Annotated in this window: 21 protein-coding genes and 1 pseudogene; 11 read left to right on the forward strand and 11 right to left on the reverse strand. The window is 60.0% G+C overall.

From position 1 onward, the window contains the following. Positions 1-30: 30 nt before the first annotated feature. The 7 genes from AB8Z38_RS13865 to AB8Z38_RS13895 all read left to right on the forward strand — a co-directional run bounded on the left by AB8Z38_RS13865 (position 31) and on the right by AB8Z38_RS13895 (position 6,427). A complete protein-coding gene (locus AB8Z38_RS13865) occupies positions 31-1,230 on the forward strand; it encodes an ABC transporter substrate-binding protein (protein ID WP_369726493.1) in 1,200 nt (399 codons plus the stop codon). Positions 1,231-1,727: 497 nt separating this feature from the next. Further along, complete coding sequence (locus AB8Z38_RS13870) at positions 1,728-2,126, forward strand: hypothetical protein (protein WP_369725691.1); 399 nt, start codon at positions 1,728-1,730, stop codon at positions 2,124-2,126. Next, positions 2,123-2,584, forward strand: a complete 462-nt coding sequence (locus tag AB8Z38_RS13875; RefSeq protein ID WP_369725692.1) for a twin-arginine translocation signal domain-containing protein — start codon at positions 2,123-2,125, stop codon at positions 2,582-2,584. Before AB8Z38_RS13870 ends, AB8Z38_RS13875 begins: the two co-directional genes overlap by 4 nt. Positions 2,585-2,606: 22 nt before the next feature. Continuing rightward, the gene (locus AB8Z38_RS13880; RefSeq protein ID WP_369725693.1) at positions 2,607-3,458 is read left to right on the forward strand and encodes an extracellular solute-binding protein; all 852 of its coding nucleotides are present in this window, start codon (positions 2,607-2,609) and stop codon (positions 3,456-3,458) included. 110 nt (positions 3,459-3,568) lie between these two features. Further along, the gene (locus tag AB8Z38_RS13885) at positions 3,569-4,600 is read left to right on the forward strand and encodes an ABC transporter ATP-binding protein (RefSeq protein WP_085350416.1); all 1,032 of its coding nucleotides are present in this window, start codon (positions 3,569-3,571) and stop codon (positions 4,598-4,600) included. Between the two features lie 14 nt (positions 4,601-4,614). Beyond that, positions 4,615-5,544: a carbohydrate ABC transporter permease gene (locus tag AB8Z38_RS13890; RefSeq protein WP_085355047.1), complete on the forward strand. Its 930-nt coding sequence runs from the start codon at positions 4,615-4,617 to the stop codon at positions 5,542-5,544. 1 nt (position 5,545) lies between these two features. Further along, positions 5,546-6,427 (forward strand): carbohydrate ABC transporter permease, encoded by an 882-nt coding sequence (locus tag AB8Z38_RS13895; protein WP_369725694.1) that lies wholly within the window; start codon positions 5,546-5,548, stop codon positions 6,425-6,427. 27 nt (positions 6,428-6,454) lie between these two features. Here AB8Z38_RS13895 and AB8Z38_RS13900 read toward each other — a convergent pair. From AB8Z38_RS13900 to AB8Z38_RS13950, 11 genes and pseudogenes are all read right to left on the reverse strand, one after another. After that, positions 6,455-6,666: pseudogene (locus tag AB8Z38_RS13900) on the reverse strand (low affinity iron permease family protein); the annotation flags it as partial. A gap of 94 nt (positions 6,667-6,760) precedes the next feature. Beyond that, positions 6,761-7,630 carry an SDR family oxidoreductase gene (locus AB8Z38_RS13905; RefSeq protein ID WP_085350412.1) on the reverse strand — a complete coding sequence of 290 codons (870 nt, stop codon included), beginning with the start codon at positions 7,628-7,630 and terminating at the stop codon, positions 6,761-6,763. After that, complete coding sequence (locus tag AB8Z38_RS13910) at positions 7,623-9,464, reverse strand: glycoside hydrolase family 15 protein (protein ID WP_369725695.1); 1,842 nt, start codon at positions 9,462-9,464, stop codon at positions 7,623-7,625. The genes AB8Z38_RS13905 and AB8Z38_RS13910 overlap by 8 nt, the downstream gene beginning before the upstream one ends. A gap of 339 nt (positions 9,465-9,803) precedes the next feature. Further along, on the reverse strand, positions 9,804-10,814 hold the full coding sequence (locus tag AB8Z38_RS13915) for an SDR family oxidoreductase (RefSeq protein WP_085350483.1): 1,011 nt from the start codon (positions 10,812-10,814) through the stop codon (positions 9,804-9,806). A 54-nt stretch (positions 10,815-10,868) separates the two neighbouring features. Then, entirely contained in the window at positions 10,869-11,243 is a 375-nt protein-coding gene (locus AB8Z38_RS13920; protein ID WP_369725696.1) for a sensory rhodopsin transducer, read from the reverse strand. Between the two features lies 1 nt (position 11,244). Further along, positions 11,245-11,688: a PPC domain-containing DNA-binding protein gene (locus AB8Z38_RS13925; protein WP_369725697.1), complete on the reverse strand. Its 444-nt coding sequence runs from the start codon at positions 11,686-11,688 to the stop codon at positions 11,245-11,247. Positions 11,689-11,707: 19 nt separating this feature from the next. Beyond that, a complete protein-coding gene (locus AB8Z38_RS13930) occupies positions 11,708-13,378 on the reverse strand; it encodes a GMC family oxidoreductase (protein WP_369725698.1) in 1,671 nt (556 codons plus the stop codon). Then, positions 13,368-14,036, reverse strand: coding sequence for a gluconate 2-dehydrogenase subunit 3 family protein (locus AB8Z38_RS13935; RefSeq protein WP_369725699.1), 669 nt, complete (start codon positions 14,034-14,036; stop codon positions 13,368-13,370). The genes AB8Z38_RS13930 and AB8Z38_RS13935 overlap by 11 nt, the downstream gene beginning before the upstream one ends. Next, positions 14,029-14,733, reverse strand: a complete 705-nt coding sequence (locus tag AB8Z38_RS13940; RefSeq protein WP_369725700.1) for a hypothetical protein — start codon at positions 14,731-14,733, stop codon at positions 14,029-14,031. The genes AB8Z38_RS13935 and AB8Z38_RS13940 overlap by 8 nt, the downstream gene beginning before the upstream one ends. A gap of 243 nt (positions 14,734-14,976) precedes the next feature. Next, the gene (locus AB8Z38_RS13945) at positions 14,977-16,074 is read right to left on the reverse strand and encodes an enolase C-terminal domain-like protein (RefSeq protein WP_369725701.1); all 1,098 of its coding nucleotides are present in this window, start codon (positions 16,072-16,074) and stop codon (positions 14,977-14,979) included. After that, positions 16,075-17,850 (reverse strand): thiamine pyrophosphate-requiring protein, encoded by a 1,776-nt coding sequence (locus AB8Z38_RS13950; RefSeq protein ID WP_369725702.1) that lies wholly within the window; start codon positions 17,848-17,850, stop codon positions 16,075-16,077. Between the two features lie 500 nt (positions 17,851-18,350). Here AB8Z38_RS13950 and AB8Z38_RS13955 point away from each other — a divergent pair, with 500 nt between their 5' ends. The 4 genes from AB8Z38_RS13955 (at position 18,351) to AB8Z38_RS13970 (ending at position 23,159) form a co-directional block, all read left to right on the forward strand. Beyond that, positions 18,351-18,827, forward strand: a complete 477-nt coding sequence (locus tag AB8Z38_RS13955) for a hypothetical protein (protein ID WP_369725703.1) — start codon at positions 18,351-18,353, stop codon at positions 18,825-18,827. A 224-nt stretch (positions 18,828-19,051) separates the two neighbouring features. Then, positions 19,052-20,359 (forward strand): MFS transporter, encoded by a 1,308-nt coding sequence (locus tag AB8Z38_RS13960; protein ID WP_369725704.1) that lies wholly within the window; start codon positions 19,052-19,054, stop codon positions 20,357-20,359. Between the two features lie 29 nt (positions 20,360-20,388). Continuing rightward, complete coding sequence (locus AB8Z38_RS13965) at positions 20,389-22,518, forward strand: glycogen debranching N-terminal domain-containing protein (RefSeq protein WP_369725705.1); 2,130 nt, start codon at positions 20,389-20,391, stop codon at positions 22,516-22,518. A 293-nt stretch (positions 22,519-22,811) separates the two neighbouring features. Continuing rightward, complete coding sequence (locus tag AB8Z38_RS13970) at positions 22,812-23,159, forward strand: BA14K family protein (protein ID WP_085350402.1); 348 nt, start codon at positions 22,812-22,814, stop codon at positions 23,157-23,159. The last annotated feature ends 72 nt before the right edge of the window (positions 23,160-23,231 follow it).

The following is a 23,231-nucleotide window of genomic DNA, read 5'->3' on the forward strand; positions in this document are numbered from 1 at the left end:
GTAGGCACGGACCAAGGGAGACGCACCATGATGCGCGCTCGCATGATCATACTGCTCTCAAGTCTTTCGCTGTTGGTACCGCAGATGGCCGTTGCGGCGTCCGACAAGGTGGTCATTGGTGACATAGACGACATGTCAGGCGTCTATGCTGATGTGATCGGACCTGGCGGCGAGACCGCCGCCAGAATGGCGATCGACGATTTTGGAGGCAACATACTCGGCAAGAAAATCGAGCTGCTTGTCTCTGATCATCAAAACAAACCAGACCTTGGTTCGCAAAGCTTTCGTGAATTTGTGGACCGGGACGGTGTGACGATGGTTCTCGGCGGCTCAAACACGGGGGTTAACCTTGCGATGGCTACCATCGCAAAGGAAAAGAAAACCCCCTTCTTCTCTATCGGCGCGGCTGGTGCCTCCCTTACCGGAAAAGACTGCACGCCATATACGGTACACTACGCATACGATACGACAGCGCTCGCGAACGGGACTGCGAGCACGGTTGTCAAGGACGGCGGCAAGTCCTGGTTCTTTGTAACAGCCGATTATGCCTTTGGCACCCAGCTACAGCAGGCAGCGTCGAAGGTTGTCGAAGCCAACGGAGGAAAGGTGGTCGGTTCAGTCCGGGTGCCGCTGGGGACCTCCGATTTTTCAAGTTATCTACTTCAGGCCCAGAGCTCCGGCGCGCATGTGCTGGGGCTTGCAAACGCCGGCGAGGATTTTACGAACTCAATCAAGGCCGCCAACGAATTTGGAATCGCCCGGACCATGAAGCCGGCGGCGCTGCTGGCTTTCATTACCGATATCCACGCCCTCGGGCTAAGCACCGCTCAAGGTCTCTACCTCACGACTGGCTGGTACTGGGACCTTAACGACAAAACCCGTGCATTTTCCAAGCGCTTTTTTGAACGCACCGGACGCGAGCCGACGATGACGCAAGCCGCGTATTATTCGGCGACGCTCACCTACTTGAACGCTGTAAAGGCTGTCGGATCAACTGATCCGGACAAGGTCATGGCACAGCTCCGAAGAACAAAGATCAACGACATGTTCACGTCCGGTGGAGTGATCCGTCCAGATGGGCTTATGGAGCATGAAATGTACATCATGCAGGTCAAAACACCGGTACAATCGAAGTACCCGTGGGACTACTACCGTCTGGTTCGTGCGATTCCCGGAGATCAGGCCTTTGGGGCGCTTCCTGACAGTGCCTGTCCGCTGCTGAGCCACTAGGTCAACTTTTACAGTTCGCCGGAGTTCTCCTGAACTCAAAGGGGTCTCGTTCGAGTCGAAATATCGGTAAGCTTGGCCGGGCCTGAATTTGACAGTTCACACCACCGAGAAAAAGAGGAGGCAGATCGCGAGCGACTCCAGTATGCGGCTCGCCCGATAAGTCAGCAACATTTGGGTGTTGAGATCACCAACGGGCCACCGCAGATCGCGCTGGTTTCCGATTGAACTTTGTTCTGCGATTTGGATCAATCCCAGCTCTCTCGGCCACTCACACTCCAGCACATAAATTCTCGCGTCGGCTGCATGAGCCGCCGGCGTCCAGCTGGCGCTGTATCCTACGCGAGTTGGTGATTCCGAATCTGCACCATCGATGATGTGATCCAGACCTGACCACTCCATCTAAGGTCTACTAACCTTAATCGAAACCTTCGATCGGCCAACGCATTCATATGACAGGGCCCATTTCTTGACAGGGGGTTGGTGCGCAGGTGCCGCTCATGGCAACACTCGACGTCGACATCCCCTCTCTCGAACGCTCCGCATATCGAGTTCGACTTCGCAGCGAGATCAGCTCTTCCGCTCTAGGGAGTGCGATCGAACGGCACGTAGTTCACGGATTTCTTGCCTACATCGACGCCCTCACCGCCCGCGGAATCGACTTCGTCGTCCGTCCGTTCGGCGCGACCATTTTTGATAGTTGCAAGGATCGCATCGGCTGTAAGTCGGCTTCAGTATCGATGCTCTTGCTACTGGGATGGGCCACCTTCGCGGTGACACTGCACGTGAGGCATGAGACCATCGGCGTCTGGTGCGCCGTAATCCTCACCTTGGTGCCGTTCGTTCGAGATCGGTCACCTCACCGAACTGAAAGCGAAAACAGGAGGCACCGAAGATGAGCACAAGAAACATCTCGCGTGTCACGAGACGTAGGTTCGTGAAGCAAGCGGGGCTTGCACTGGCTGCTGCCCCATTGATTTCCGCGCCATTCGTGACACAAGCCTTAGCGGATACCAAGGCGCTGTCCATCGTGCAATGGAGCCATTTCGTCCCCGAATACGACAAGTGGTTCGACGCATTCGCTAAGGACTGGGGCGACAAGAACAAACTTTCAGTCACCGTCGACCACATTCCGGTCGGGAATATTGCTGCACGTGCGGCTGCCGAAGCCTCCGCCGGAGCGGGTCACGACATCTTCGGATGGAACGGCTCCGGCGGCGCACATCTCTATCGCAAATTCCTGGTCGATCTGACTAGTCTGGTCGATGCGACCGAGAAGAAGTACGGCGAGATTTCCACCATCGGCCGCCAGATAGGCTATAACCAGGACGACAAGACCTGGTCGGCTTTCCCCTGATTTCTACATCAGCTTCCCATCCATGTATCGCAAGAGCATGTGGGACGAGATCGGAGTAGCGCCGGATACCTGGGACAACGTGCGCAAAGGCGGCGCCAAGCTGAAGACCAAAGGTCATCCGGTGGGCATTTCGCTCGGCCATAGCAATGACCCGAACACGACCTGGCGCGGCTTATTGTGGGCGTTCGGTGGCGCGCTACAGGACGAGTCTGGCAAGAAGGTCGTGCTCGACAGCAAGGAGACGCTTGAAGCCGTCAAGTTCGTGGCAGCGCTCTACAACGAGGCTATGACGTCAGAAGTGCTGTCATGGGACGATTCCAGCAACAACCGCTACCTTGCTTCCGGTGTCGGATCGATGATCATCAACCCGATCTCGGCCTACCGGACGTTTCAGAAAAGTAATCCGAAAGGAGCGGACGACACTTTCGTGATGGTGCCGCCGAAGGGACCGGCGCGCCAGATCATGGGCGGCTCGGCGGAGTACTACGGTATCTGGAAGTTCGCCAAGAATCAGGAAGGCGCGATCGAGTTCCTCAAGTACTACGCCGACCATTGGCCCGAGGCCTTCAAGGCAAGCGAAGGCTATAACAACCCGTGCTTCGCCAACCTCGTACCGAAGCCGATGCCGATCCTGTCAAATGACCCCACCTCGACACCCAGCGACAAGTTGGCGATGCTCCAAGGCTCGGACGCGTGGTCGGCCGCTCCTGGTTATCCCGGGCCGTCGTGGCCCGCCGTCGACGAGGTCTATAACGACTTTGTCATCTGCGACATGATGGCGAAGGCGGCGGTGGGCCAGCTGTCCGCAGAGGAAGCGGTCAAATGGGCCGCACAGCAAAGTGAAGCTGTCTTCAAAAAATGGCAGGGCAGCTAGGGCTACTGCGGATCGCGCACGCGCGCGGCCGAGATGGGGCGAACAAGATGACGGGAGGCTCTCCGATCGGCGGGGAGCGCACCGCTATCCAGCGGAGATCCGAAAGATCAATGGCCGAAGTTCTTGCCAAAGACATCGTCAAGTCGTTTGGGGGCGAAGCGCCAGCCGTCAACGGAATCACCTTGGCGGTGCCTGACGGGGAGTTCATGGTGCTGCTCGGGCCCTCAGGTTGCGGTAAAACGACGCTGCTGCGGATCATCTGTGGCCTCGAAAAGCAGACCAGCGGCGACCTTCTGATCGACGGCCGCATCGTAAACGAGATACCCCCACGCGCTCGCGGCGTGGCGATGATGTTCCAGAGCTATGGCCTCTATCCGCATTACACGGTGCGGAACAACATCTCTTTCCCGCTGCGTACGCAGCGAGTTCCAACAGTCGCAATCGACAAGAAAGTCGAGTGGGCCTCGCAGCTGCTAGGCATCGGGCATCTGCTCGAGCGACGGCCGCGGCAACTGTCTGGCGGGGAGCGTCAGCGCGTTGCTTTGGCGCGTGCTCTGGTCCGAGAACCGACCGCGCTGCTGCTCGATGAACCGCTTTCCAACCTGGATGCCAAGTTGCGCACATCGGCCCGCCAGGAGATCAGACAATTTCAGCAACGCGTCGGGCTCACCACAATCTATGTGACACATGACCAAGTCGAGGCAATGGGGATGGGCGACCGCATCGCCGTGATTGATAAGGGGACGATTCGCCAAGTGGGAACACCGGTAGAGATCTATAATGATCCCGCCGATCTCTTCGTCGCGACCTTTGTCGGCGCGCCGCCCATGAACATCGTGACTCGCAAGGGCGGCGGGTATCTAGGTTTCCGTCCTGAGAACTTCCTGCCGAGGGCGATGGTCGACGATGAAAGTGCAGCCGAATTTTCGTTCCGGGTGGATCGCTCGGAATATCTCGGCTCGGAGCGGATCGTCTACGGGGTGCTGGAAGGCTTCGATTCGGGGCAGCCGATCACCGCCAAGCTGCCCGGCGCCCACGTCGCCGAGGCAAGTATCCGCACCGGCGACTGGCACGCATTCGCAGTGAACAGGAACTCGCTTCGGTACTTCAACGGGAACGGCAACCGAATCACTCCCCATTGAACGGACTCACCTTCATGGCCGTCATCGCTGAAACAATCCCAAGACCGGCGTCCCGGCTTCGATTCCTGCTGGACCGACGCGATCTGCTCGAAGTGGTCCTGATCGCACCGGCGATCCTCTATGTTCTTTTGCTGGTTGGATTACCGCTGCTGCTGGCGATCTATTACTCGGTCAGCGCTTACACCATCTACAATCCGACCTGGCGCTTTGTCGGGCTGGCGAACTTTGAGCAGATCATCCAAGACCCTACCTTCACCCATACATTGGCCAACACGTTCATCTTCACCTTCGGATCCCAACTGCTCGGGTTGGTTCTCGGAAAGTTCGGCGCCTTCCTGTTGCTGCGGCCATTCCCCGGACGAAAACTTGTGCGGGCGCTGATCATCCTGCCCTTCGCGGTGCCGGTTGCGCTCGCGACCATCGCCTGGCGTTGGATGTTCGATTCGCTCTACAGCGTCATCACCTGGACGTTGGTTGCTATGGGGCTCGTCGACCGCGCAAACGCGCCGAACTGGCTTGGCGATCCTCATCTGGCGATGTTATGCGTGATCATCATTAATGCTTGGCGTTTTTTTCCATTTGCCATCGTGATCTTCCTCGCCGGCATCACCGCGGTTCCGCAGGATGTGCTCGATGCCGCGACGATCGACGGCGCCGGCTTTTGGCGCCGTAACTACCAGATTATCCTGCCGATGATTCTGCCTATCGTCGCGATTGGCCTGATTTTCGGCATCGTGTTCACGTTTACCGATCTGTCGATCGTTTTTCTACTGACCCAAGGCGGCCCAGTCGGAGCGACTTCGGTGCTGGGTTTTGCGGGCTTCCAGACGGGCATCGTCTCAGGCGACATTTCGCATGGCGCGGCCATCTCTCTGTTTATGTTGCCGGTGCTCCTGATCGTTGTTGTTTTTATGCTTCGCTTCATTCGTCGCCGGGAGATCTGAAATGCGCCCCGCGATTTCCCGCTCGCTAGGTCAGGTCGCGTTCTTTACCGCATTGGCATTTTTCGTAATCCTTGCAGCGTTCCCGTTCTACTGGATGCTGATCACCGCATTCAAACCGAACAGTGACCTCTACAACCTCAGCAATAACCCGTTCTGGTTCAATCAACGACCGACGCTCGATCATGTGATGTACCTCTTCAAGGAGACGTTGTTCGCACGTTGGTTGTTAAACTCGCTGCTCATCGGCGTCTGTGTCGTCATGATCACTCTCGTCACTGCGGTGCCCGCGGGTTATGCCCTCGCCCGCATGACGAGTCGAAGGGGAGAGACGTTCGGCATCGCGATCTTCCTGACGTATCTCGTACCGCCAACCTTGCTGTTTCTGCCGCTATCCCGAATCATCGCCGAACTCGGCCTGCAAAATTCGATGTGGTCATTGGTGCTGGTCTATCCGACGTTCACGATCCCGTTCTGCTCATGGCTACTGATGGGATTCTTCAAGGCACTGCCGGTCGAGATCGAGGAAGCAGCGATCGTCGACGGCTGCAGCGTGTTCGGCGCGTTCATCAAGATGGCCGTTCCGCTGTCTGTGCCGGCTATCCTGACCGTGGTGATCTTCACTTTCACCCTGACCCTGCAGGAGTTCGTCTATGCACTGACCTTCATCTCATCGTCCGACCAGAAGCCGATCACCCTAGGCGTATCGACCGATCTGATCCGTGGCGATGTGTTTTTCTGGGGCGAGATTATGGCTGGCGCCTTGATCGCCGCTGCCCCGGTGGCTATCGCATACAATCTGTTCCTGGATCGCTTCATTTCCGGCATCACCGGGGGGCCGTCAAATAACCATGGCTGCGGCGAACATCTCAACGCCGGAGGCTGAATCCCAACCTTCCTGTCCCACACCGGTTTGGCGCACCGCGCTGTCCCGGTTCTGCCACTTCTGGATCAGGAAGGCCATCGACAACGTCACGATGGTCGTGCCGGTGTTGATGACGAGCTGCCAAGTGTCGGAGAAGTGGAACAGAGGTCGGGCACGGTGAGGACCACCGCGCAAGCCAGGAAAAAGGTGGAAGCGCGCCCGGCCCGCTGCGATGCCTTGTTTGCAACGGATGCGAGCAGTCCGGTTGGCGTGCCGCTCGCTTTCCGGACGGTTTTGCTGCATGCCGCCCTCCCTAGCCGCCTAAAAGGCTCCCCCGACTGCACTCGGCACGTATCAGCCGCCGCTCGCGAATCCCGGGTAGAGGCTCATTCCTCCGTCTACGAAGAGCGTGGTGCCGGTCACGTAGTCGGCTGCATCCGAAGCGAGCCAGGCCACCGCCTGCGCGATGTCCTCCGGCTCTCCGATGCGCTTGTACGGCACCAAGGACATCAGCCGTTCGTAGGCCTCCGGGGTCTCCCATGCGGGACGATTGATGGGCGTGCGAATGGCGCCCGGCGCTACGCCGTTGGCGCGGATCGCCAAGGGGGCGACTTCCTGGGCGATGCTTCGCATCAACTGCATCACGCCGCCCTTGGAAGAAGCGTAGTTGACGTGACCCGCCCAGGGGATCTCCTGGTGGACCGAGCTCATGAAGACGAGCTTGCCGGCGGCGGCCGAGATCTCGCCGACTACCCCGCGCCTCATGAATTCCCGGATAGCGTCGCGGGCGCAGAGGAATTGCCCTGTGAGGTTCACGCCGATCACCTTGTTCCACTGAGCGAGCGTCAGGCGATCAAAAGCAGCGTCGCGCTGCAGTCCAGCATTGTTCACCAGGATGTGCAACGTTCCGAAATGGTCGATGGCCTGTGCGAACATCGACTTAACTTGCTCCTCGTCGCTCACGTCCGCCTTGATCGAGATCGCCCGCCGACCGGAGGCCTCGATCGTGTGGGCGACCTCTTCCGCTGCTGCGGGATCGACGATGTAGTTGACCACCACGTCGGCACCGCTTGCCGCTAGTCCGAGCGCGACCGCCTTTCCGATTCCGGAGTTAGCTCCGGTGACCAGCGCCGGCTGGCCTTCGAGCACGACGGGGAAGCGGCTGGCCGGATGCTCGGGAGCGATCGCTGTTGGCGTGGAAGTCGGGGCTGCTGCCTCACTCATGTGTTCCTCCCACGCGGTCATTCAACTTTGTCGACAGTCGGCGAGTGGTGCTGCCGCGGCGTTGTTCGAATGGTTTCTCGGCGTGCGTCAGATTGTGCGCTGTGTTCACCAGGGCGATATGCGAGAACGCCTGCGGGAAATTTCCCACCAATCGACGACGTGGCGCGTCGTATTCCTCGGAAAGCAGGCCGACGTCGTTGCAAAGACCCAAGAGGCGCTCAAACAGCTTGACGGCGTCGGCATGTCGGCCGACCATCTGATAGGCGTCGGCGAGCCAGAAGCTGCAAGCGAGAAACATGCCCTCGCCTGGAGGCAGCCCGTCATCGGCCGAGCCCGTGTCGTAGCGGCGGACGAAGCCGTCAGTCAGAAGGTCCTGCTCGATGGCCGAGATTGTGGAGGTCACGCGGGGATCTTCCGGCGGAAGAAAGCCGACGGCCGGGATCAGCAGCAGGCTGGCGTCCAGTAGGGACTCGCCGTAGACTTGGACAAAGGACTGCCGTTTAGGATCGTAGCCGCGCCTGCAGACATCATCGTGGATCTCGGCGCGGAGCTCCTTCCATTCATCGACAGGCCCTGCCATTCCGAACTCGTCGGCGCTCTTGATCGCGCGGTCGAAGGCGACCCAGGCCATCACCTTGGAATATGTGAAATGCCGGCGCCCGCCCCGAACCTCCCAGATCCCTTCGTCCGGTTCGGTCCAAATCGATTTGAGATGGTGCAGCAGTGCACATTGAATGTCCCAGGCTCGCTCGTTCTCGGGTAGTCCCCCGCAACGGGCCTGGTGAAGCGCGTCCATCAACTCGCCATAGACGTCAAGCTGAAGCTGCGCATGCGCCGCGTTGCCGATGCGGACGGGCTTCGATCCCTCATATCCGGCGAGCCATGGCACCTCCCATTCGGTGAGGCGGCGCTCGCCCGTCACTCCGTACATGATCTGAAGCTGCGTCGGGTCGCCCGCGACCGCGCGCAACAGCCAGTCCCGCCAACGGCGCGCCTCGTCGTAGTAGCCGGCGCCCATAAGAGCCAGGAGCGTCAGGGTGGCATCGCGAACCCAGCAGAAGCGGTAGTCCCAATTTCTCGATCCACCGATCTGCTCCGGAAGCGAGGTCGTGGGCGCCGCTACGATCCCGCCCGACGGCCTGAACGTCAGGGCCTTCAGCGTGACGAGCGATCGGACAACGGCATCGGAATAGGGGCCTTCCTGATTGCAGCGACCGGACCAATCACGCCAGAAGCGGTCGGTCTCTCGGAGGGCTTCTTCTGGATCAATCGGCGCCTCCACCGGGAGGTACGATGGCTGGTACGACAGCACGAATGTCAGCTGCTGGCCCGGCTCGACAGAAAAGGAGCCCACGATTTTCTCGGATCCGCCGCGCAAAGCAGCGCCGGTCCTGAGCACCAGCATGTGAGCACCGGCGACGGCGCTCAGCGCGCCGTCATCGAGACGGCTTGTCCAGGGCACCGTCACCCCGTAGTCGAAGCGCACGACCAGTTCCGTGCACATCCGGATTTTCCCTGCGAGCCCTTCCACGATCCTGACGATTTTCGAACCGTTCACCTTCGGCGGCATGAAATCGGTCAGCCGCACGCAACCGTTATCGGTCTTGAACGTGGTCTCGAGGATCAACGTTCCGGGCCGGTAGTGGCGAGAGGCCGAATGCTGTTCATCTGGTCGGATCAGCCAACACCCGTTGTTGTCGCCCCCGAGGAGCTTGGCGAATACGCTGTCCGAATCGAAGCGCGGCAGGCACAGCCAGTCGATCGAACCGTCCAGCCCGACCAGGGCGGCCGTCTCGCAATCGCCGATGAGCGCGTAATCCTCAATTCGAGACATGGAAGCTACCACATTATCCAAGTGTGGAGACTGACCTCGGTTCCCTTACGGGATGGAAATCAGGCCTGCCGGAATTCGCGGCGCGCGCTGCGGGAATCGCCTCACAGATTGGATCGGACGTACGGCCAGCAATCTTGGCGCGATCGGTTGTGCCTCTCGCGCTTTCGCAATCTTCTGCCTGCCCGCTAAGGGCTCACTGAGCCCTTGCGGCGGGCCGGAACGGGTGGATGACCGTCGGCGAGAACGGTAATCCGGGCGCTTTCGCGGAGATACCGACAGACTACGGTCGAGGGGCAGGTGGCCAGACCATCGGCCCGGTCGGCCGCGATGCAGCTGCTCTCACTGGCGCCGTGGCCGCTTGAATACGAACAGCACTCCGAGCGCGCCTGCCGCGATCAGGGTGGCAGCATAAGGAACCAACCGGGCGACAGTGCCGCGAGCTACGACTGCTGCATTTCTTGATTCCGCGCTGAAGCTGCCTCGCGTTCGGTGCAGAGAATGTGCTGGCTTGTAAAGATTGTCGATGCGATCGGGTCCGATCGGGTTGTTTGTCTGCTGGCCTCCAATGCAGACCTTCGCGAGATACCAGTCCATGAAGCTCGGTAAGACCATATTGGCAAGGATGACCTTGAGCGTGCTCAAGCCGATCCAATACTCCCGCGCCGGCTTGTTCGCCGCGTGGAAGACAACGTCCGCTATCACTTCTGGCTCGACGACCGGCGCAACCGGTCGCGGCCCACGGCGCATATGGGCCCTTGCCCAGTCAAATTGAGGGGTGTTTACGGCCGGCAACTGCAGCATGGTCAAGTTGATCCCGCTTCGCTCGCTGATGAGTTCGGCACGCAGCGAATCGGTGAAGCCCCTGATGGCGTGCTTGGCTCCGCAATAGGCCGACTGCAGAGGAATGCCGCGATACGCCAGTGCCGAGCCGATCTGGATGATCGATCCTCGATTTGCCGCCCGCATATGGCGGAGTGCGGCCATGGTGCCGTGTACGAATCCGAGATAGGTAACCTCGGTGACGCGACGGAATTCATCTGGTGTCATTCTCCACACCGGCGAAAACACCGTCACCATAGCGTCGTTCACCCACACATCGATGTGTCCGAAGGTTGCTGCGATGCGGTCAGCGGCCGCAAATACGGCGTCGGCATCCGCGACGTCGAGAGGAAGAACGATGGCTCGACCGCCCAGCTTTTCCACCTCGTCACGAACTTCCTGGAGAGCTGTGCCGTCCCGCGCAATGAGCCCGATCGAGAAACCCGCCTGCGCGAACCGATGGGCCGCCGCACGACCGACGCCTGCAGACGCACCGGTGATGACGACCACCTGACTTGGCTTGACCGGCAGATGATTCACGGCTGGCTCCTGATGTTGATAGCGACTGAGCGGATGCACGCCTTGCTAGTTCGCCGGAAAGGCAATGGTGGTCAGCAACGCCATTGCCGGCTGTCGCGAATCGAGCCTTGTATGCTGAACCACGATCGGTGCATTCGCCTCGATGAGCGAGGCGTAGCTGGTGTCACGTGGCACCGGCGCGGGGTCGGCAAGGTCATTGAAGCGCATGTGCAGCGTTCGCCTGGCAGGTACGGTGACGAGAAAGGGACCGACAGGGTCGCGGTTTTCGAAGAACAACGTGATCTTGATCTCGACGTCCCGGTCTCCCGTGTTCAGGAAGCAAGCTGCTTCGTGCGAGACGAGATCATGGGCGTCGCTGACGCTACCACTGGGAATATACCCTTCCGGAATCGCCCAAACGGTGCAGCCGAGCTCTCGCATGTCAATCCTCCAACCTGATCAGCGCCAACCCGCTTTGAGGATTCCTTCTCTTGCGCAAATGGGCCGGGCTTTCCGTAATGATGACCTCTAGCGTTGGACGCACCACACCGGATCCCAAGTGCCCGGCCAGCGCCACCCCGTCGCGCTTGCCGACCACCAAATGAACGTGGATCGACGGCTCGCCTGAGGGTCCCAGAGCGACGTCACCCATCAGAGACGCCACCTCGACCTGTTCGTGGACGGCATTATTCAAATACTCCCTCTTTTCCCAATCGAAGTATTTCAGAACAACCTCGCTGAAGGCGCCGATCCCCGTCATTTGTGCCGCTGAGATCCGTTGCTCCTTGGCCAGTGAAGCCAAGCAATCCATTGCTTCTTCACCCGTCTCAAGCACCACTGCAAAGGTTCGCTGGCCTGCGCTCTTGTTGAGAATCTTGTGCTGCATCGAATTCACCTATTTCTCGTTAGACATTCTCGCTTGACCACATCGTGATCTCTCCTTGACGGGCGAGGGCGCGAATACGATCGGCGGTACGGCACGCGATCGCTTGGATGGTTAGGGACGGATTGGCTCCCCCGACGGTCGGAAAAACAGAGCCGTCGCAGATCCACAAATTTGGGATATCCCAGCTGCGGCAATCCGCGTTCACGACACTGCTTGCGGGATCGGTGCCCATGCGAGCAGTGCCATTGAGATGGCAGGTATCATCCGTCTGGAACCAGATGTCCTTGGCATCGACAGCTCGAAGGGCCTGGCTCATGAACTTGAGCGAATGATCGATCAAGCGCTTGTCGTTTTCGCACCATGAATAGGTCACGCGCGGAATTCGCAACCCGTATTGATCGACCTCCTCGGTCAAGCTGACGCAGTTTCTTTCCTGGGGCAGCATTTCACCGACGATCTTCAGACCAACGACGTGATTGTAGTTCTTCATTTCCTCCACGAGCCTGGCCCCCCACAGGCCGTGCGCGCTCGCCTGCGTATTCGCCCAGAGTTGCGGCAGTGGCCCTTGGCTCATGTAGGCGTAACCGCCAAAGAAATCCTTGCCCGCATCCTCATAATTCCAGTGCTCGGTGATCGCGAGCGAAGGCGGCCCCTTGTACGATCGGATTTCGTCATCCATTACGCCCCACACGGCCTGATTGGACTGCGCCATCAGGTTCTTGCCGAGCAGACCCGAGCTGTTGGCAAGCCCCTCCGGGAATCTGTCCGTCGCGGAATTGAACAAGAGCCTTGGCGTTTCGATCGCATACCCGGCGACAACGACGTTGTGCGCACGCTGAAAATGCCAGGCGCCGTCGCGATGGTAGTGCAGGCCCGAGGCGAGACCGGTCCGGCTCACCTCGACACGGCCGACCATGGCAAGGTCCCTGATTTCGGCGCCTGCAGCGAGCGCCCGCGGAATCCACGTCACGAGCGCGCTCTGCTTCGCGTTCGTCGAACATCCTGCGACGCAGAAGCCGCGATAGACGCAAGGGTGCGCCAGACCTCGGGGTGCGGAAAGAGTGGCAAGTGGTGTTTCGGTCCACTTGATTCCCAACGCGTCGCAACCCTTGGCGAGTGCACGCGCGGCCGCGTTGAGCGGATGGGCTCGATAGGGATACCGCGGTCGCGGCGGCCCCCAGGGATAGTTGATCGGCCCCGATATTTTCAGTGCCTGCTCGACCTCCGTGTAATAGTCCCACATCTCGCGCCAATCCAATGGCCAGTCGGCTCCATAGCCAAGCAGCGTGCGCGCCTTGAACCACTCGGGTCGGAAGCGAAGCGACACCATGGCAAAATGCACCGTCGAACCTCCGACCGCCTTGCCGCAGTTATTGCTGCCCAGCTGCAGCGGATTTGCCCCGTCCACGATGCGATCGTCCGTCCAGTAGAGTTTGGTTTGCTCCGATTCGTCGGAAGCAAAGTCTTCGAGCGGCCGAAAATATGGCCCGGCATCGAACGCAACGACCGAGAAGCCGTACTCGGCGAGCTTACACGCGAGCGTGCCGCCGCCCGCCCCGGTTCCCACGATGGCGAAGTCTACAACCTCGTCATCGCGGTACTGCTTCATCGGCACCCAACCGCCGGGTCGGAAAACATCCGGCGCGTGGCCGTCCCGGGCGCGCGGACTTTGCAGGGGGTCATCGGACATGGCGATTGATCCTCGCTGCCTTGTCCTCAGCGCCCGGCTTTGCTTCAGCTGCCTCCCAGGGATCGCGCTCGTTGAAATCAAGACGCACATAGCCGCGGGGACTTGCCGGTCCACCCCAGCCGATCTCGCTCCACGCAGTGGGGTGGGCGTAATACGCAAGCACGATGTCGCGCAATAATCTGCGTTTGAAAAAGTCCGCAGAGCGCATCGTGCCCCACTCCGAAGCGGTGAGCGCACCAGCTTCAGCCTGACGGAGCAGTTCATCCTGCTCCGCTTCGGTGATCTCGGCGAAGCGTCGCTGGTAGGCCAGTTGCGCTTCGGCGTCGATGGCTTTTAGCCCCTGCCGCCACGCCTCTCCGTCTCGCGGCATTCCGGCAACGCGATAGCCGTCGCGAGTACCTTGATGCAGTTTGCTGTCGAGGAGCGCCGCAACCGGAACTTTCGACCGATTGGCCGGCTGCGGGAGGATACGGGCGGCGATTGCCGAAACTGTCTCGAACTCGGGGACTGTGAAGAACCGCGGCTCCGGTGCGATCGCCAAACGGCGCGCCACGACCGCCCGGGTCTTGTCATTCCATGATGGTCCGCTCCACTTCTTCAGAACGTCATAGTCGGGATAAGGCTCGCTTGAGCTAACAGGGTGCGTCCTGTCATGCATCAGGGTACTCCCTCATCAGCTCGAGCGCTGCAAGACCTGCAAGGGCGAGCCCGGCAAAGCTCGGCGGCGCCGGCAGCGGCGGCCCGCTGAGGAGATTTTGGCTCCAATTGCGCCAGCCCCCCATATTCCGGGATACGCCGTAGGCGTGAAAACCGACCCCTGCCAAGCCCATCCCTACAAGCAGTCGCATCCACCAGCGCGCGAGCCGATGCGGGCGCCGTGCCCCGGCTGACGCCGCCAGAAGCAACCCGGCTCCGATCGGCGGCAGGGTGACTGGAATGGCCATGACCGGATTGTGGAATGCCCCGCGGAAATGCAGCAATCCCACTTCCCCCGTGGTCCCCAGCAACCCAGCCGCGGTCACCGCCGCGATGGTCCGACCGGCTGGAAGCGAGAGGACTTCGGGCCCTGTTTGTGACTTGCTCTCGCGCACGCGCTCCGAGCAATATCCCAAAAGGCCAGAGAGCAGGATCGCCATAGGAGCGCCGACAGGCGCGCCATAAAACAGGTTCTGCCAGCTGAAGCCACCGACCTTCTTCGTCACGTTGTACAAATGAAAGCCGGTCCCAATCAGACCGGTCGCGGCGGCCAACAGATAAGTTGTATCGCGCGCTCCGTGAGCGACCGGACGCGCGTCCGCAGTCCCGTGGGCACTCATCGCAAGCGTCACCGCCGATGCAACGAGCGGCGCGAACATGGCCTTGTTCTTGAAGGAGCCGCGGTAGTGCTCGACCGCGCTATCCGCAAGCACCGAGGCTGCCAAGCCGCCGGCCGCGCGGTTCAATCGACGCGCCGCGACTACGGACTTCTTCTGCGTCGACTTCTTTGGTCGCCAGAGAACGAGTGATCCTGTCCGGCTGGCCGACCGATCGGCCAGCGAACGGGAAGCATCGGCGGCATGCTGGAAAGGAGACTGCGTTGTTCGTGTCATGCGGCGTACTCAAATGGCATAGGGCGCGGCATCCGGCTCTTTGAAGGCCAGCCCGTTTCCCGGTTGCGACAGATCGGGATAGATGACGCCGTTCTTCGGGACAGGAGCGCCTTCGAACAGCATGTGCTCGATCCGGACATGATCATGAAACCATTCCAGGTGACGCAGGCGCGGCGCAGCGCAGGCTGCGTGAAGATGCAGCGAAGGCGCACAATGGGCGGACAAATCGACCTGAAATGCGTCACACAGGGCAGCGATCTGGAGGAAGCCGGTGATCCCGCCACAGCGCGTCATGTCCGCTTGCTGCACATCGACCGCGCGGGCGGCGAGCATCCTCCGCACGTAGTCCGCGGTGTAGGCGTATTCGCCTGCCGCGACATCCATTCCGGGCGGGACGCGCGCGCGAACCGCTCGCAAACCATCGAGATCATCTGAGGAGACGGGCTCCTCGAACCAGCTCACGTTTTCCTGGACAAAGGCGTTTGCAAGCTCGAGCGCTTGCTTGGGTGTATATGCGCCATTTGCATCGACAAAGAGTCTTGCGCGTTCTCCGATCGCTTGCTTGGCGAGCCTCACTCGGTCCGGGTCGCGTTTTGGTTGCGAGCCGACCTTCATCTTGACGTAGGCGCACCCCTGTTCCGCAACCCAAGCTCCAAGCTGCTCTTGAAGTTCATCATCGGAGTATGTGGTGAAACCTCCGCTCCCGTAGATTGGGACGCCAAGCCGGTAGCTGCCCAGCACGCCGGCCAACGGCATGTCCAGGAGCCGGGCCTTGAGGTCATAAAGCGCGGCGTCAACCGCAGAAATAGCGGTCGCCGCGAGTCCTTCTCGACCCAGGTTGCGCACGGCGCGCTGCATGGATGCCCACGAGCTCTGAGGAGACATGGCATCCTGACCTTTGATGGATGGATACAATTCGGCTTCGATCAGGCGGGCAATGGATGCGCTCGAATAGGTGTAGCCGAGGCCTTTCTTGTTGCCGGCCCACGCCTCGACGACGACAAGAGTCGTCGAATCCCACCTGAACGTCCCGTCTGCTTCCGGCCCATCGGTCGGAATGGCAAACGCTCGCGCGCGCAGGCGGTCGATGGAAGGGTCAGGCTTCATCTAGTCCTTCCCCGGCACGATACTGGTCAGCAGCTCCTTTGCGCTATTCTTGAGCACGCTCCCGAGCTCTGGCTCCGACGGAATCATGCTGATGAAGTTCTTCGCGTCCTTGAGCGTGATGTGCGGCGGCAGAGGTGGCACGTTCGGATCGGTGTAGGCCTCCAGCACTACAGGACGGTCGGCCGCGAGGGCCTCATCCCAGGCGGCTGCTACCCTGTCCGGGTTGTCGACAAAGATTCCCTTCAGCCCGAGCAGCTCGGCATATCGATGATATGGAAAATCCGGGATACTCTGCGTGGATTCCGTCTTGCCGGAGCCGAGCTGGATGCGCTCTTCCCACGTGACTTGGTTGAGATCGCGATTGTTCAGGACGAGAACGATGACGCGAGGATCTGACCATTGCTTCCAGTATTTGGAGATGGTGATCAGCACGTTGAGCCCGTTCATCTGCATGGCACCATCTCCCATGCACGCGATGACGGTCCGCTCCGGATAGGCCATCTTGGCCGCGAGCGCGTAAGGAGTGCCCGCGCCCAGTGAAGCCAACCCGCCCGAGAGTGAGGCTTTCATGCCGCGGCGGATCTTCAGATCCCGGGCATACCAGTTCGCGACCGAGCCGGAGTCGGCCGTGATGATCGCATTATCCGGAAGTCGCGGTGATAACTCCCAGAACACGCGCTGTGGGTTGAGCGGATCGGCAGAGTCCATGGCACGTCGTTCCAAGGTGCCCCACCATTCGCGCACGCCGCTTTCGATGTCCCGCCGCCAGGCCGAGTCCTGCTTTTGCTGAAGAAGCGGGAGCAGCGCGTTCAATGTTGCCGCGCTGTCGCCAACAATATTGACCTCCATGGGATATCGCAGGCTGAGCCGCGACCCGTCGATGTCGATTTGCACCCCGCGCGCGTCTCCCGGCTTTGGCAGGAACTCGCTGTAGGGGAATGCGGAACCCACCATGAGGAACGTGTCGCAATTCTTCATCAGATCCCAGCTCGGCTTGGTTCCGAGCAACCCGATAGAACCGGTCACAAATGGCAGATCGTCCGGCAGTGCAGCCTTTCCGAGCAGCGCCTTCGCAACACCCGCCTGACGGCGCTCCGCGACGGCAATGACTTCGTCCGTAGCTTCGAGTGCGCCTGCGCCGACCAGAATGGCGACCCTGTCCCCGCTGTTGAGCACGTCCGCGGCGGAACGCAGCAAGGCCTCGTTCGGCAGCGTGGCCGGCCCGGCGTAGCCGACCCCGGTGTGGGTCGCGCCATGCGCGAGCGGCGGATCGCTGTATTCGAGCTCCTGCACGTCCTTGGGCAAGATTACGCACGTAACGGCGCGTCTAAAGTGCGCGATCCGAACCGCCCGGTCGATCAGATGACGCACCTGCTCGGGGACGCTCGCTTGCGCGACGTACTCCGTGACGTCCTGGAAAAGTGTTTGGAGATCGACCTCCTGCTGATAACTCGCGCCGATCGCGCTTCGCGCCTGCTGTCCCACCAAAGCGACCACCGGGACATGATCCATTTTGGCATCGTACAGACCATTCAACAGGTGGATTGCCCCCGGTCCGGACGTGGCGTAGCAGAGTCCCACTTGGCCGGTGAACTTCGCGTGCGCCGAGGCCATGAACGCGGCCATCTCCTCGTGTCGAACCTGAACGTACTGCATCGAGTGCTTGGCACGATCGAGCGCCACGTCCAGCCCGCCGACGCCGTCCCCAGGATAGCCATAGACGCGCTTCAAGCCCCATTCGGAAAGCCGATGCCAAACGAATTCGCTGATGTTCATTGGATTATCTCGGTGACGGCGCCGCGAACGGCTCAGACGAATCCAACGTGGAATGTTCGCGAACGTTGCAGCGTTACAGGTTATTTAAGCTCGGCGGCCACGCAATCCGGCCGTGAAGCCAGTCTCTTTTGTACGGTAGTGCACCGAGATTGCGTTGGCATTCCTGGCGACCCGGCGACCGACAGCGCACTTGAACGCAAATTCGTGCGTCACTGCGAAGTACGCCGGGAGCAGGGTTGGCCTGTCCAACACTTCTGAGTTGAGCTCTAGCAGGCCTGCTGCTGGCTCCAGGCTATTCGCGTCGCCAGGACCATCTGCGAACTTGCAGCGCCCGTACACACATTGGCAGCTCTTGCTTCCTTGCACGACGTGAGACAGCTGCAAGCATATGCGCATCGCGAGGTAAGGCTCGTGCCGGAGGGCAGACGCAGGCGAAAGGAGAAGTGCCGACTCGACTAGATCTTCGAGAAAGGGCAGAAGCTGCGGATCTCGGCTTAGATGTGCCCCATTTCGTCGATCAGATCGATTTCGCTGGGTCAACCTATGGCTTCGACCCTAGCGAGGAGCGTGACGATTTCTGGCGCGTAAGCGGCGCTAACACCATAGCTTCGGTCGTTGCCAGCGCGAACTCCGAAGGGGGTGACGAGAGTCCCTTCAGGAACATCGGTGAAACGCATCAGTTTGCAGAATACTGGCATGTTCAACAGTCCGGCTCGCGGCGGAGCGCTCCTGTGGCCAAGACAAAGGTTTTGAAGAAGGACCTGGAACGCATTGCCCTCAAGGAGATCCGCGGGTTTCCCGGCGGCGAGAGCGTGGTTTCCGTCGAGATAAAGACCCTCTCTGACGGGCCGCCCGGCATCAGTTGGGAGCTTTACGTTTCCGCGACAAAGCATGCTGATCTTGAAGTACTACAAGAAGCCGCGCGGAAGACGAGCTACAGATTGAAGCGTCATTACCTCCTTCAGCCATCGCCCTGAGTTTTCCCATATGAGCCGCACAGGGATCTTGCTTAGGTGATCGCCACCGGCATCATTACGCATAAGCTGCTTCGCGTTGCGGCGTTCAACGACCATGGACAGATCGTTTGGCCTGGCGATGCGGCTTGCGCTTTCGGCGGAGGATCCCGACCCGGGCCCTCAAGGAACCTCACCGGTCGGATCGGCTTGAATGTGCAGTAGCACATTGCCTGAGCCCCTTCTCAATGAGCGCCCGAACCAACCTTCGAGAGGCAGTCGCCGGCTATCGTGCCGCCAGCAACTCGCTTCATGAGGCATCCTCCCGTCAAAGTCGGTGGGGCCTCGACTGGATGAACTTCTTTATTGCCGACGTACAAACCGGCTTCGGTACTTACGTCGCCTTCTATCTCGCGCAGAGCGGCTGGTCCGAAGGCAGCACGGGCTTGGCTCTCACCGTCGGCGGACTTGCTGGGGTTTTCAGCCAGATCCCGGGCGGCGCCCTGTGCGACGCCCTTAAATGGAAACGTGGACTGGTCGCGATTGGGATAATTGCGATCGGCGCGGCAGCACTAATTCTTGCGCTGTCGCACTCGTTTGCGCCGATACTCTGCGCGGAGGTGCTGCACGGCGTTACTGCCGGAATCATCACGCCCGCCATTGGGGCAATCAGTCTGGGTTTGGTGGGTCGGCGAGCGATGTCGCTGCGCACCGGCCGAAATTATCGATCCGCTGCAGGAGGGCACGTCGTCACTGCCGTTTTGATGGGACTGGCGGGCGCCTATTACTGGCCAGGCGCGATGTTCCTGGCCGCGGCAACGCTATGCATCCCCGCGCTGATCTCACTTGGTTTCATACGGCCGAACGAAATCGACTATGCCAGGGCCCGCAATGCAGCAATAGATCAGCAAGCCAAGAACGTCGGTCGCGTACTGGATCTTGCCAAAAATCGGCCACTCGTGCTCTTCGCGACCGCAATAACGCTATTCCAATTGGCGGACTCGTCAACACTGCCGCTCATCGGCGAAAATATCGCGAAGGCCGGACAAGGATCCGTATCGATTTCCCTTCTCGTTATCGTTCCGCAGATTGTGGTGGCGACCATCTCTCCCTGGATAGGGTATCACTCCGAAAAGAGAGGGCGCCGACAGCTTCTGCTCATCGGTTTTGCGCTTGAACCCGTTCGTGCTGGCCTGCTTGCGTCTACGACGGAGTTGCCGTTCCTCATTATTGCCCAAGTGCTGAGTGGCGTCACTGGCGCCGTCATCGGCGTTCTCATGATCGTCGTCATAGCCGATCTCACGGTGGGAAGCGGACGGTTCAACCTCGCTCAGGGTATCATCGGAGCAATGAGCGGATTGGCCGCATCGGCCAGTACTGTTTCAACTGGTTATTTCTTCCAGGGATTTGGCTCCTGGACCGGGTTCCTTGTGATCGCCGTGATTGCGACTGCGGCGACAGCGCTCATCTGGGCATTCCTTTCCGAGACCAAGCCCCCTGGGCCCGATGAGATCGACCACGAAACGGCGCATGCAGTAGCGGAGCGAAACATCTGATGCATGAGATAAAGGTAGGGCCACCTCAAATGGCCATTAATCAGGGACACAGTGTTCTGCTTACTGATCCCGACGGACAAATCCCATTCCCATCCAACAAGGGGCTTTATTTCTTCGATACTCGGCTGATCAGCAGTTGGACCATCTGCGCAAACGGGACGCCGTGGCGCCTGCTTAACAGCGGCAATCTCTTCTTTTACGCGTCGCGCATATTCTTGACCAATTCCGCCGTTGCCACGGAGCAAGGGAAGATCGCACCGAACACGCTCCAACTGGGGGTCAGCCGGTCGATCGATGGTGGGGTGCACGAGGACATTGACGTCGTGAACCACGGATCGGAGCCGGTCCGTTTCAACCTGGAAATCAAGATTGAGAGCGACTTCGCCGACCTGTTCGAAGTCAAGTCCGGAAACATCGTTCGACGGGGCCGCATAACGACCGAATGGTCGAAGAGCCCATCAGCACTGAGAAGCATTTATCGCGAGAAAGATTTCTGCCGCGAGCTTCGGGTGCTGATAAAGCGCAGTAATTCTGCAGCTGTCTATGCGAATGGGCGCATTAGCTTCGAGTTGCGATTGCAGCCTCGCCAAGAATGGCATGCTTGCCTTCTCTACGAGTTGGGGGACGGTAAGGCCCGCGCGAAGGCACCCGATCAATGTATTGCGGATATCCGGCAATCGACGGTCGGCCAGCGGCTTGAGAACTGGGAAAAAACCGTTTTAAAGATCCAAACCACCAACGAGGAATTCCGCCGGCTGTTCGACCAAGCGATCAAAGACGTAGCGTCGCTTCGGTTGCCGATTGAAAGAGCGAACCACCTCGACTTTATTCCGGCTGCCGGAGTGCCTTGGTTCGTCGCCCTGTTCGGCCGAGACAGCCTTATTGCGTCATTGCAGAATGCTCTCGTCTACCCGGATTTTGCACGAGGAGCCCTTGAAGTTTTGGGTGCGCGTCAGGCCACAACACGCGATGATTTTCGTGACGCAGAGCCGGGTAAGATTCTGCACGAATTGCGCTTCGGCGAACTGGCACACTTTAACCTCGTGCCGCATGCCCCCTACTATGGCAGTGCGGACGCTACCGTGCTTTACCTGATCGTATTGCACAGCGCTTGGAGGTGCACCGGGGACAGAACTCTGCTCGAGCGCCATCTTCCGACCGCTCGACGTTGTCTCGATTGGATCGACGACTTTGGAGATCGTGACGGCGATGGGTTCCAAGAGTATCAGACGCGCTCGCCGGCAGGCTACGAAAACCAGGGCTGGAAGGACGCGGGGGACGCCGTCATCGACGTGGATGGTTCGCTGGTCAAGGGGCCAAAGGCGCTTTGTGAGCTGCAGGGCTACGTCTATGACGCTTGGCAGAAGATGGCCGAGATATTCGATGAACTCGGAAGCATGGAGGACGCGCAGCATTTGCGCGTCAAGGCACAGGCGCTGTTCGATCGGTTTAACCAGGCCTTTTGGGATGAAGGCTCCGGATTTTACGCCTACGCGCTCGATGGCGATAAGCGAAAGGTTCTCAGCGTGGCGTCAAACCCGGGCCATTGCCTTTGGTCGGGCATTGTTCCGGTCGATCGTGCACAAAGCGTGGTCCGGCGGCTGATGGCGCAGGACATGTCAAGCGGATGGGGCATAAGGACACTCTCAGCCGAGCACCCGGCGTTTAATCCCTTGTCCTACCAAAACGGGTCTGTTTGGCCGCACGACAACAGCCTTATTGCTATGGGATTCCGACGTTATGGATTTGCGGCGGAAGCCGCGAGCGTAGCCTTTGATGTGGCCCGCGCGGGCAGCTACTTCGCCCAGTATCAAATGCCGGAGCTCTACGCGGGGCTGCAGCGCGACGCGATAAGCTTCCCCGTGCAATATCTAGGCGCGAACGTTCCGCAGGCGTGGGCGGCTGGATCGACGTTCTTGTTCCTCCAAGCGATGCTGGGAATCCAGCCGAATGCTCCCGAGCAAAGGCTCTACGTCGACCCGGTACTGCCCGAATGGCTGCCGGAGATTACTGTCACGGATCTCCGGGTGGGAGAGCTGCAGTTCGATATCCGTTTTCGGCGCGAGGCCGGCACTACGCAGTGGGAGGTTCTTAGAGGCGGCGCATCCAACGTCGTGGGCCGGAGCTCCTCGACGGGCAGGTATTTGCATCCGGATTAAGCCGTCAACCCTCGGAGTTCTCCGGGCCGTTCATTGTCTCGTCCTTGGCGCGCCCCTGAGGTCGTGGGCCCGACTATACGTCTGACGGGGCTTCACCCGATCCGTCCATAATGTCGGCTCGAGAGGTAGTCTGTACGGAAGCGGACCGAGACTGCTCCGCTCGCGGCATGTTGGCGCGACCGCGCGCAACAGCGCACCTGCGACCCTCTGACGCTTGATCCCGCAAAGCATCATCGGAACGCAAGCTGAAGAAAGACCGTTGCACCCGTACTCAACCCACCATGGAGGCATGCATGAGCTTGCGAACTCCTTATCTCGTCGTCACTACTGCTGCCGCGATCACCCTTGCCTCGACCTCGACCTTACTCGCCGCGCCGATCGCGCCAACGACGGTATCTGTTCAGCAGGTGCAGTACCGAGATTGGCATCATGGCTGGCATCGGCCGCATTGGCACCGACATTACGGGCCCGGTGCCGCTGTTATCGGCGGTCTCGCCGCCGGAGCTCTCATCGGGGGCGCAATTGCGAACAGCGAAGCGAGAGCCGATGTCAGTGCTTACTGCGCGCAGCGGCATAAGTCCTATGATCCTGCATCCGGCACCTATCTCGGCTACGACGGCGCCCGACATCCGTGCCCCTGATTAATCTGGCGGGCCGCTGCGGCCGCGCTTCCGTCCTCAAGCAGGCTGGCCGGAGCGCCGTGATTGTCGAGG

Origin of the sequence: Bradyrhizobium sp. LLZ17, from assembly GCF_041200145.1 — a bacterium.
Taxonomy (GTDB): Bacteria; Pseudomonadota; Alphaproteobacteria; order Rhizobiales; family Xanthobacteraceae; genus Bradyrhizobium.

Bases quoted from the DNA above. Each gene is read 5' to 3' on its own strand.
- AB8Z38_RS13870 (WP_369725691.1), top strand. From the start codon at position 1,728: ATGGCAACACTCGACGTCGACATCCCCTCTCTCGAACGCTCCGCATAT.
- AB8Z38_RS13905 (WP_085350412.1), bottom strand. From the start codon at position 7,630: ATGAGTGAGGCAGCAGCCCCGACTTCCACGCCAACAGCGATCGCTCCC.
- AB8Z38_RS13950 (WP_369725702.1), bottom strand. From the start codon at position 17,850: ATGAACATCAGCGAATTCGTTTGGCATCGGCTTTCCGAATGGGGCTTG.
- AB8Z38_RS13945 (WP_369725701.1), bottom strand. From the start codon at position 16,074: ATGAAGCCTGACCCTTCCATCGACCGCCTGCGCGCGCGAGCGTTTGCC.
- AB8Z38_RS13895 (WP_369725694.1), top strand. From the start codon at position 5,546: ATGCGCCCCGCGATTTCCCGCTCGCTAGGTCAGGTCGCGTTCTTTACC.
- AB8Z38_RS13965 (WP_369725705.1), top strand. From the start codon at position 20,389: ATGGCCATTAATCAGGGACACAGTGTTCTGCTTACTGATCCCGACGGA.
- AB8Z38_RS13970 (WP_085350402.1), top strand. From the start codon at position 22,812: ATGAGCTTGCGAACTCCTTATCTCGTCGTCACTACTGCTGCCGCGATC.
- AB8Z38_RS13935 (WP_369725699.1), bottom strand. From the start codon at position 14,036: ATGCATGACAGGACGCACCCTGTTAGCTCAAGCGAGCCTTATCCCGAC.
- AB8Z38_RS13925 (WP_369725697.1), bottom strand. From the start codon at position 11,688: ATGCAGCACAAGATTCTCAACAAGAGCGCAGGCCAGCGAACCTTTGCA.
- AB8Z38_RS13960 (WP_369725704.1), top strand. From the start codon at position 19,052: ATGAGCGCCCGAACCAACCTTCGAGAGGCAGTCGCCGGCTATCGTGCC.
- AB8Z38_RS13865 (WP_369726493.1), top strand. From the start codon at position 31: ATGCGCGCTCGCATGATCATACTGCTCTCAAGTCTTTCGCTGTTGGTA.
- AB8Z38_RS13910 (WP_369725695.1), bottom strand. From the start codon at position 9,464: ATGTCTCGAATTGAGGATTACGCGCTCATCGGCGATTGCGAGACGGCC.
- AB8Z38_RS13890 (WP_085355047.1), top strand. From the start codon at position 4,615: ATGGCCGTCATCGCTGAAACAATCCCAAGACCGGCGTCCCGGCTTCGA.
- AB8Z38_RS13920 (WP_369725696.1), bottom strand. From the start codon at position 11,243: ATGCGAGAGCTCGGCTGCACCGTTTGGGCGATTCCGGAAGGGTATATT.
- AB8Z38_RS13875 (WP_369725692.1), top strand. From the start codon at position 2,123: ATGAGCACAAGAAACATCTCGCGTGTCACGAGACGTAGGTTCGTGAAG.
- AB8Z38_RS13940 (WP_369725700.1), bottom strand. From the start codon at position 14,733: ATGTTCGCGCCGCTCGTTGCATCGGCGGTGACGCTTGCGATGAGTGCC.
- AB8Z38_RS13930 (WP_369725698.1), bottom strand. From the start codon at position 13,378: ATGTCCGATGACCCCCTGCAAAGTCCGCGCGCCCGGGACGGCCACGCG.
- AB8Z38_RS13885 (WP_085350416.1), top strand. From the start codon at position 3,569: ATGGCCGAAGTTCTTGCCAAAGACATCGTCAAGTCGTTTGGGGGCGAA.
- AB8Z38_RS13880 (WP_369725693.1), top strand. From the start codon at position 2,607: ATGTATCGCAAGAGCATGTGGGACGAGATCGGAGTAGCGCCGGATACC.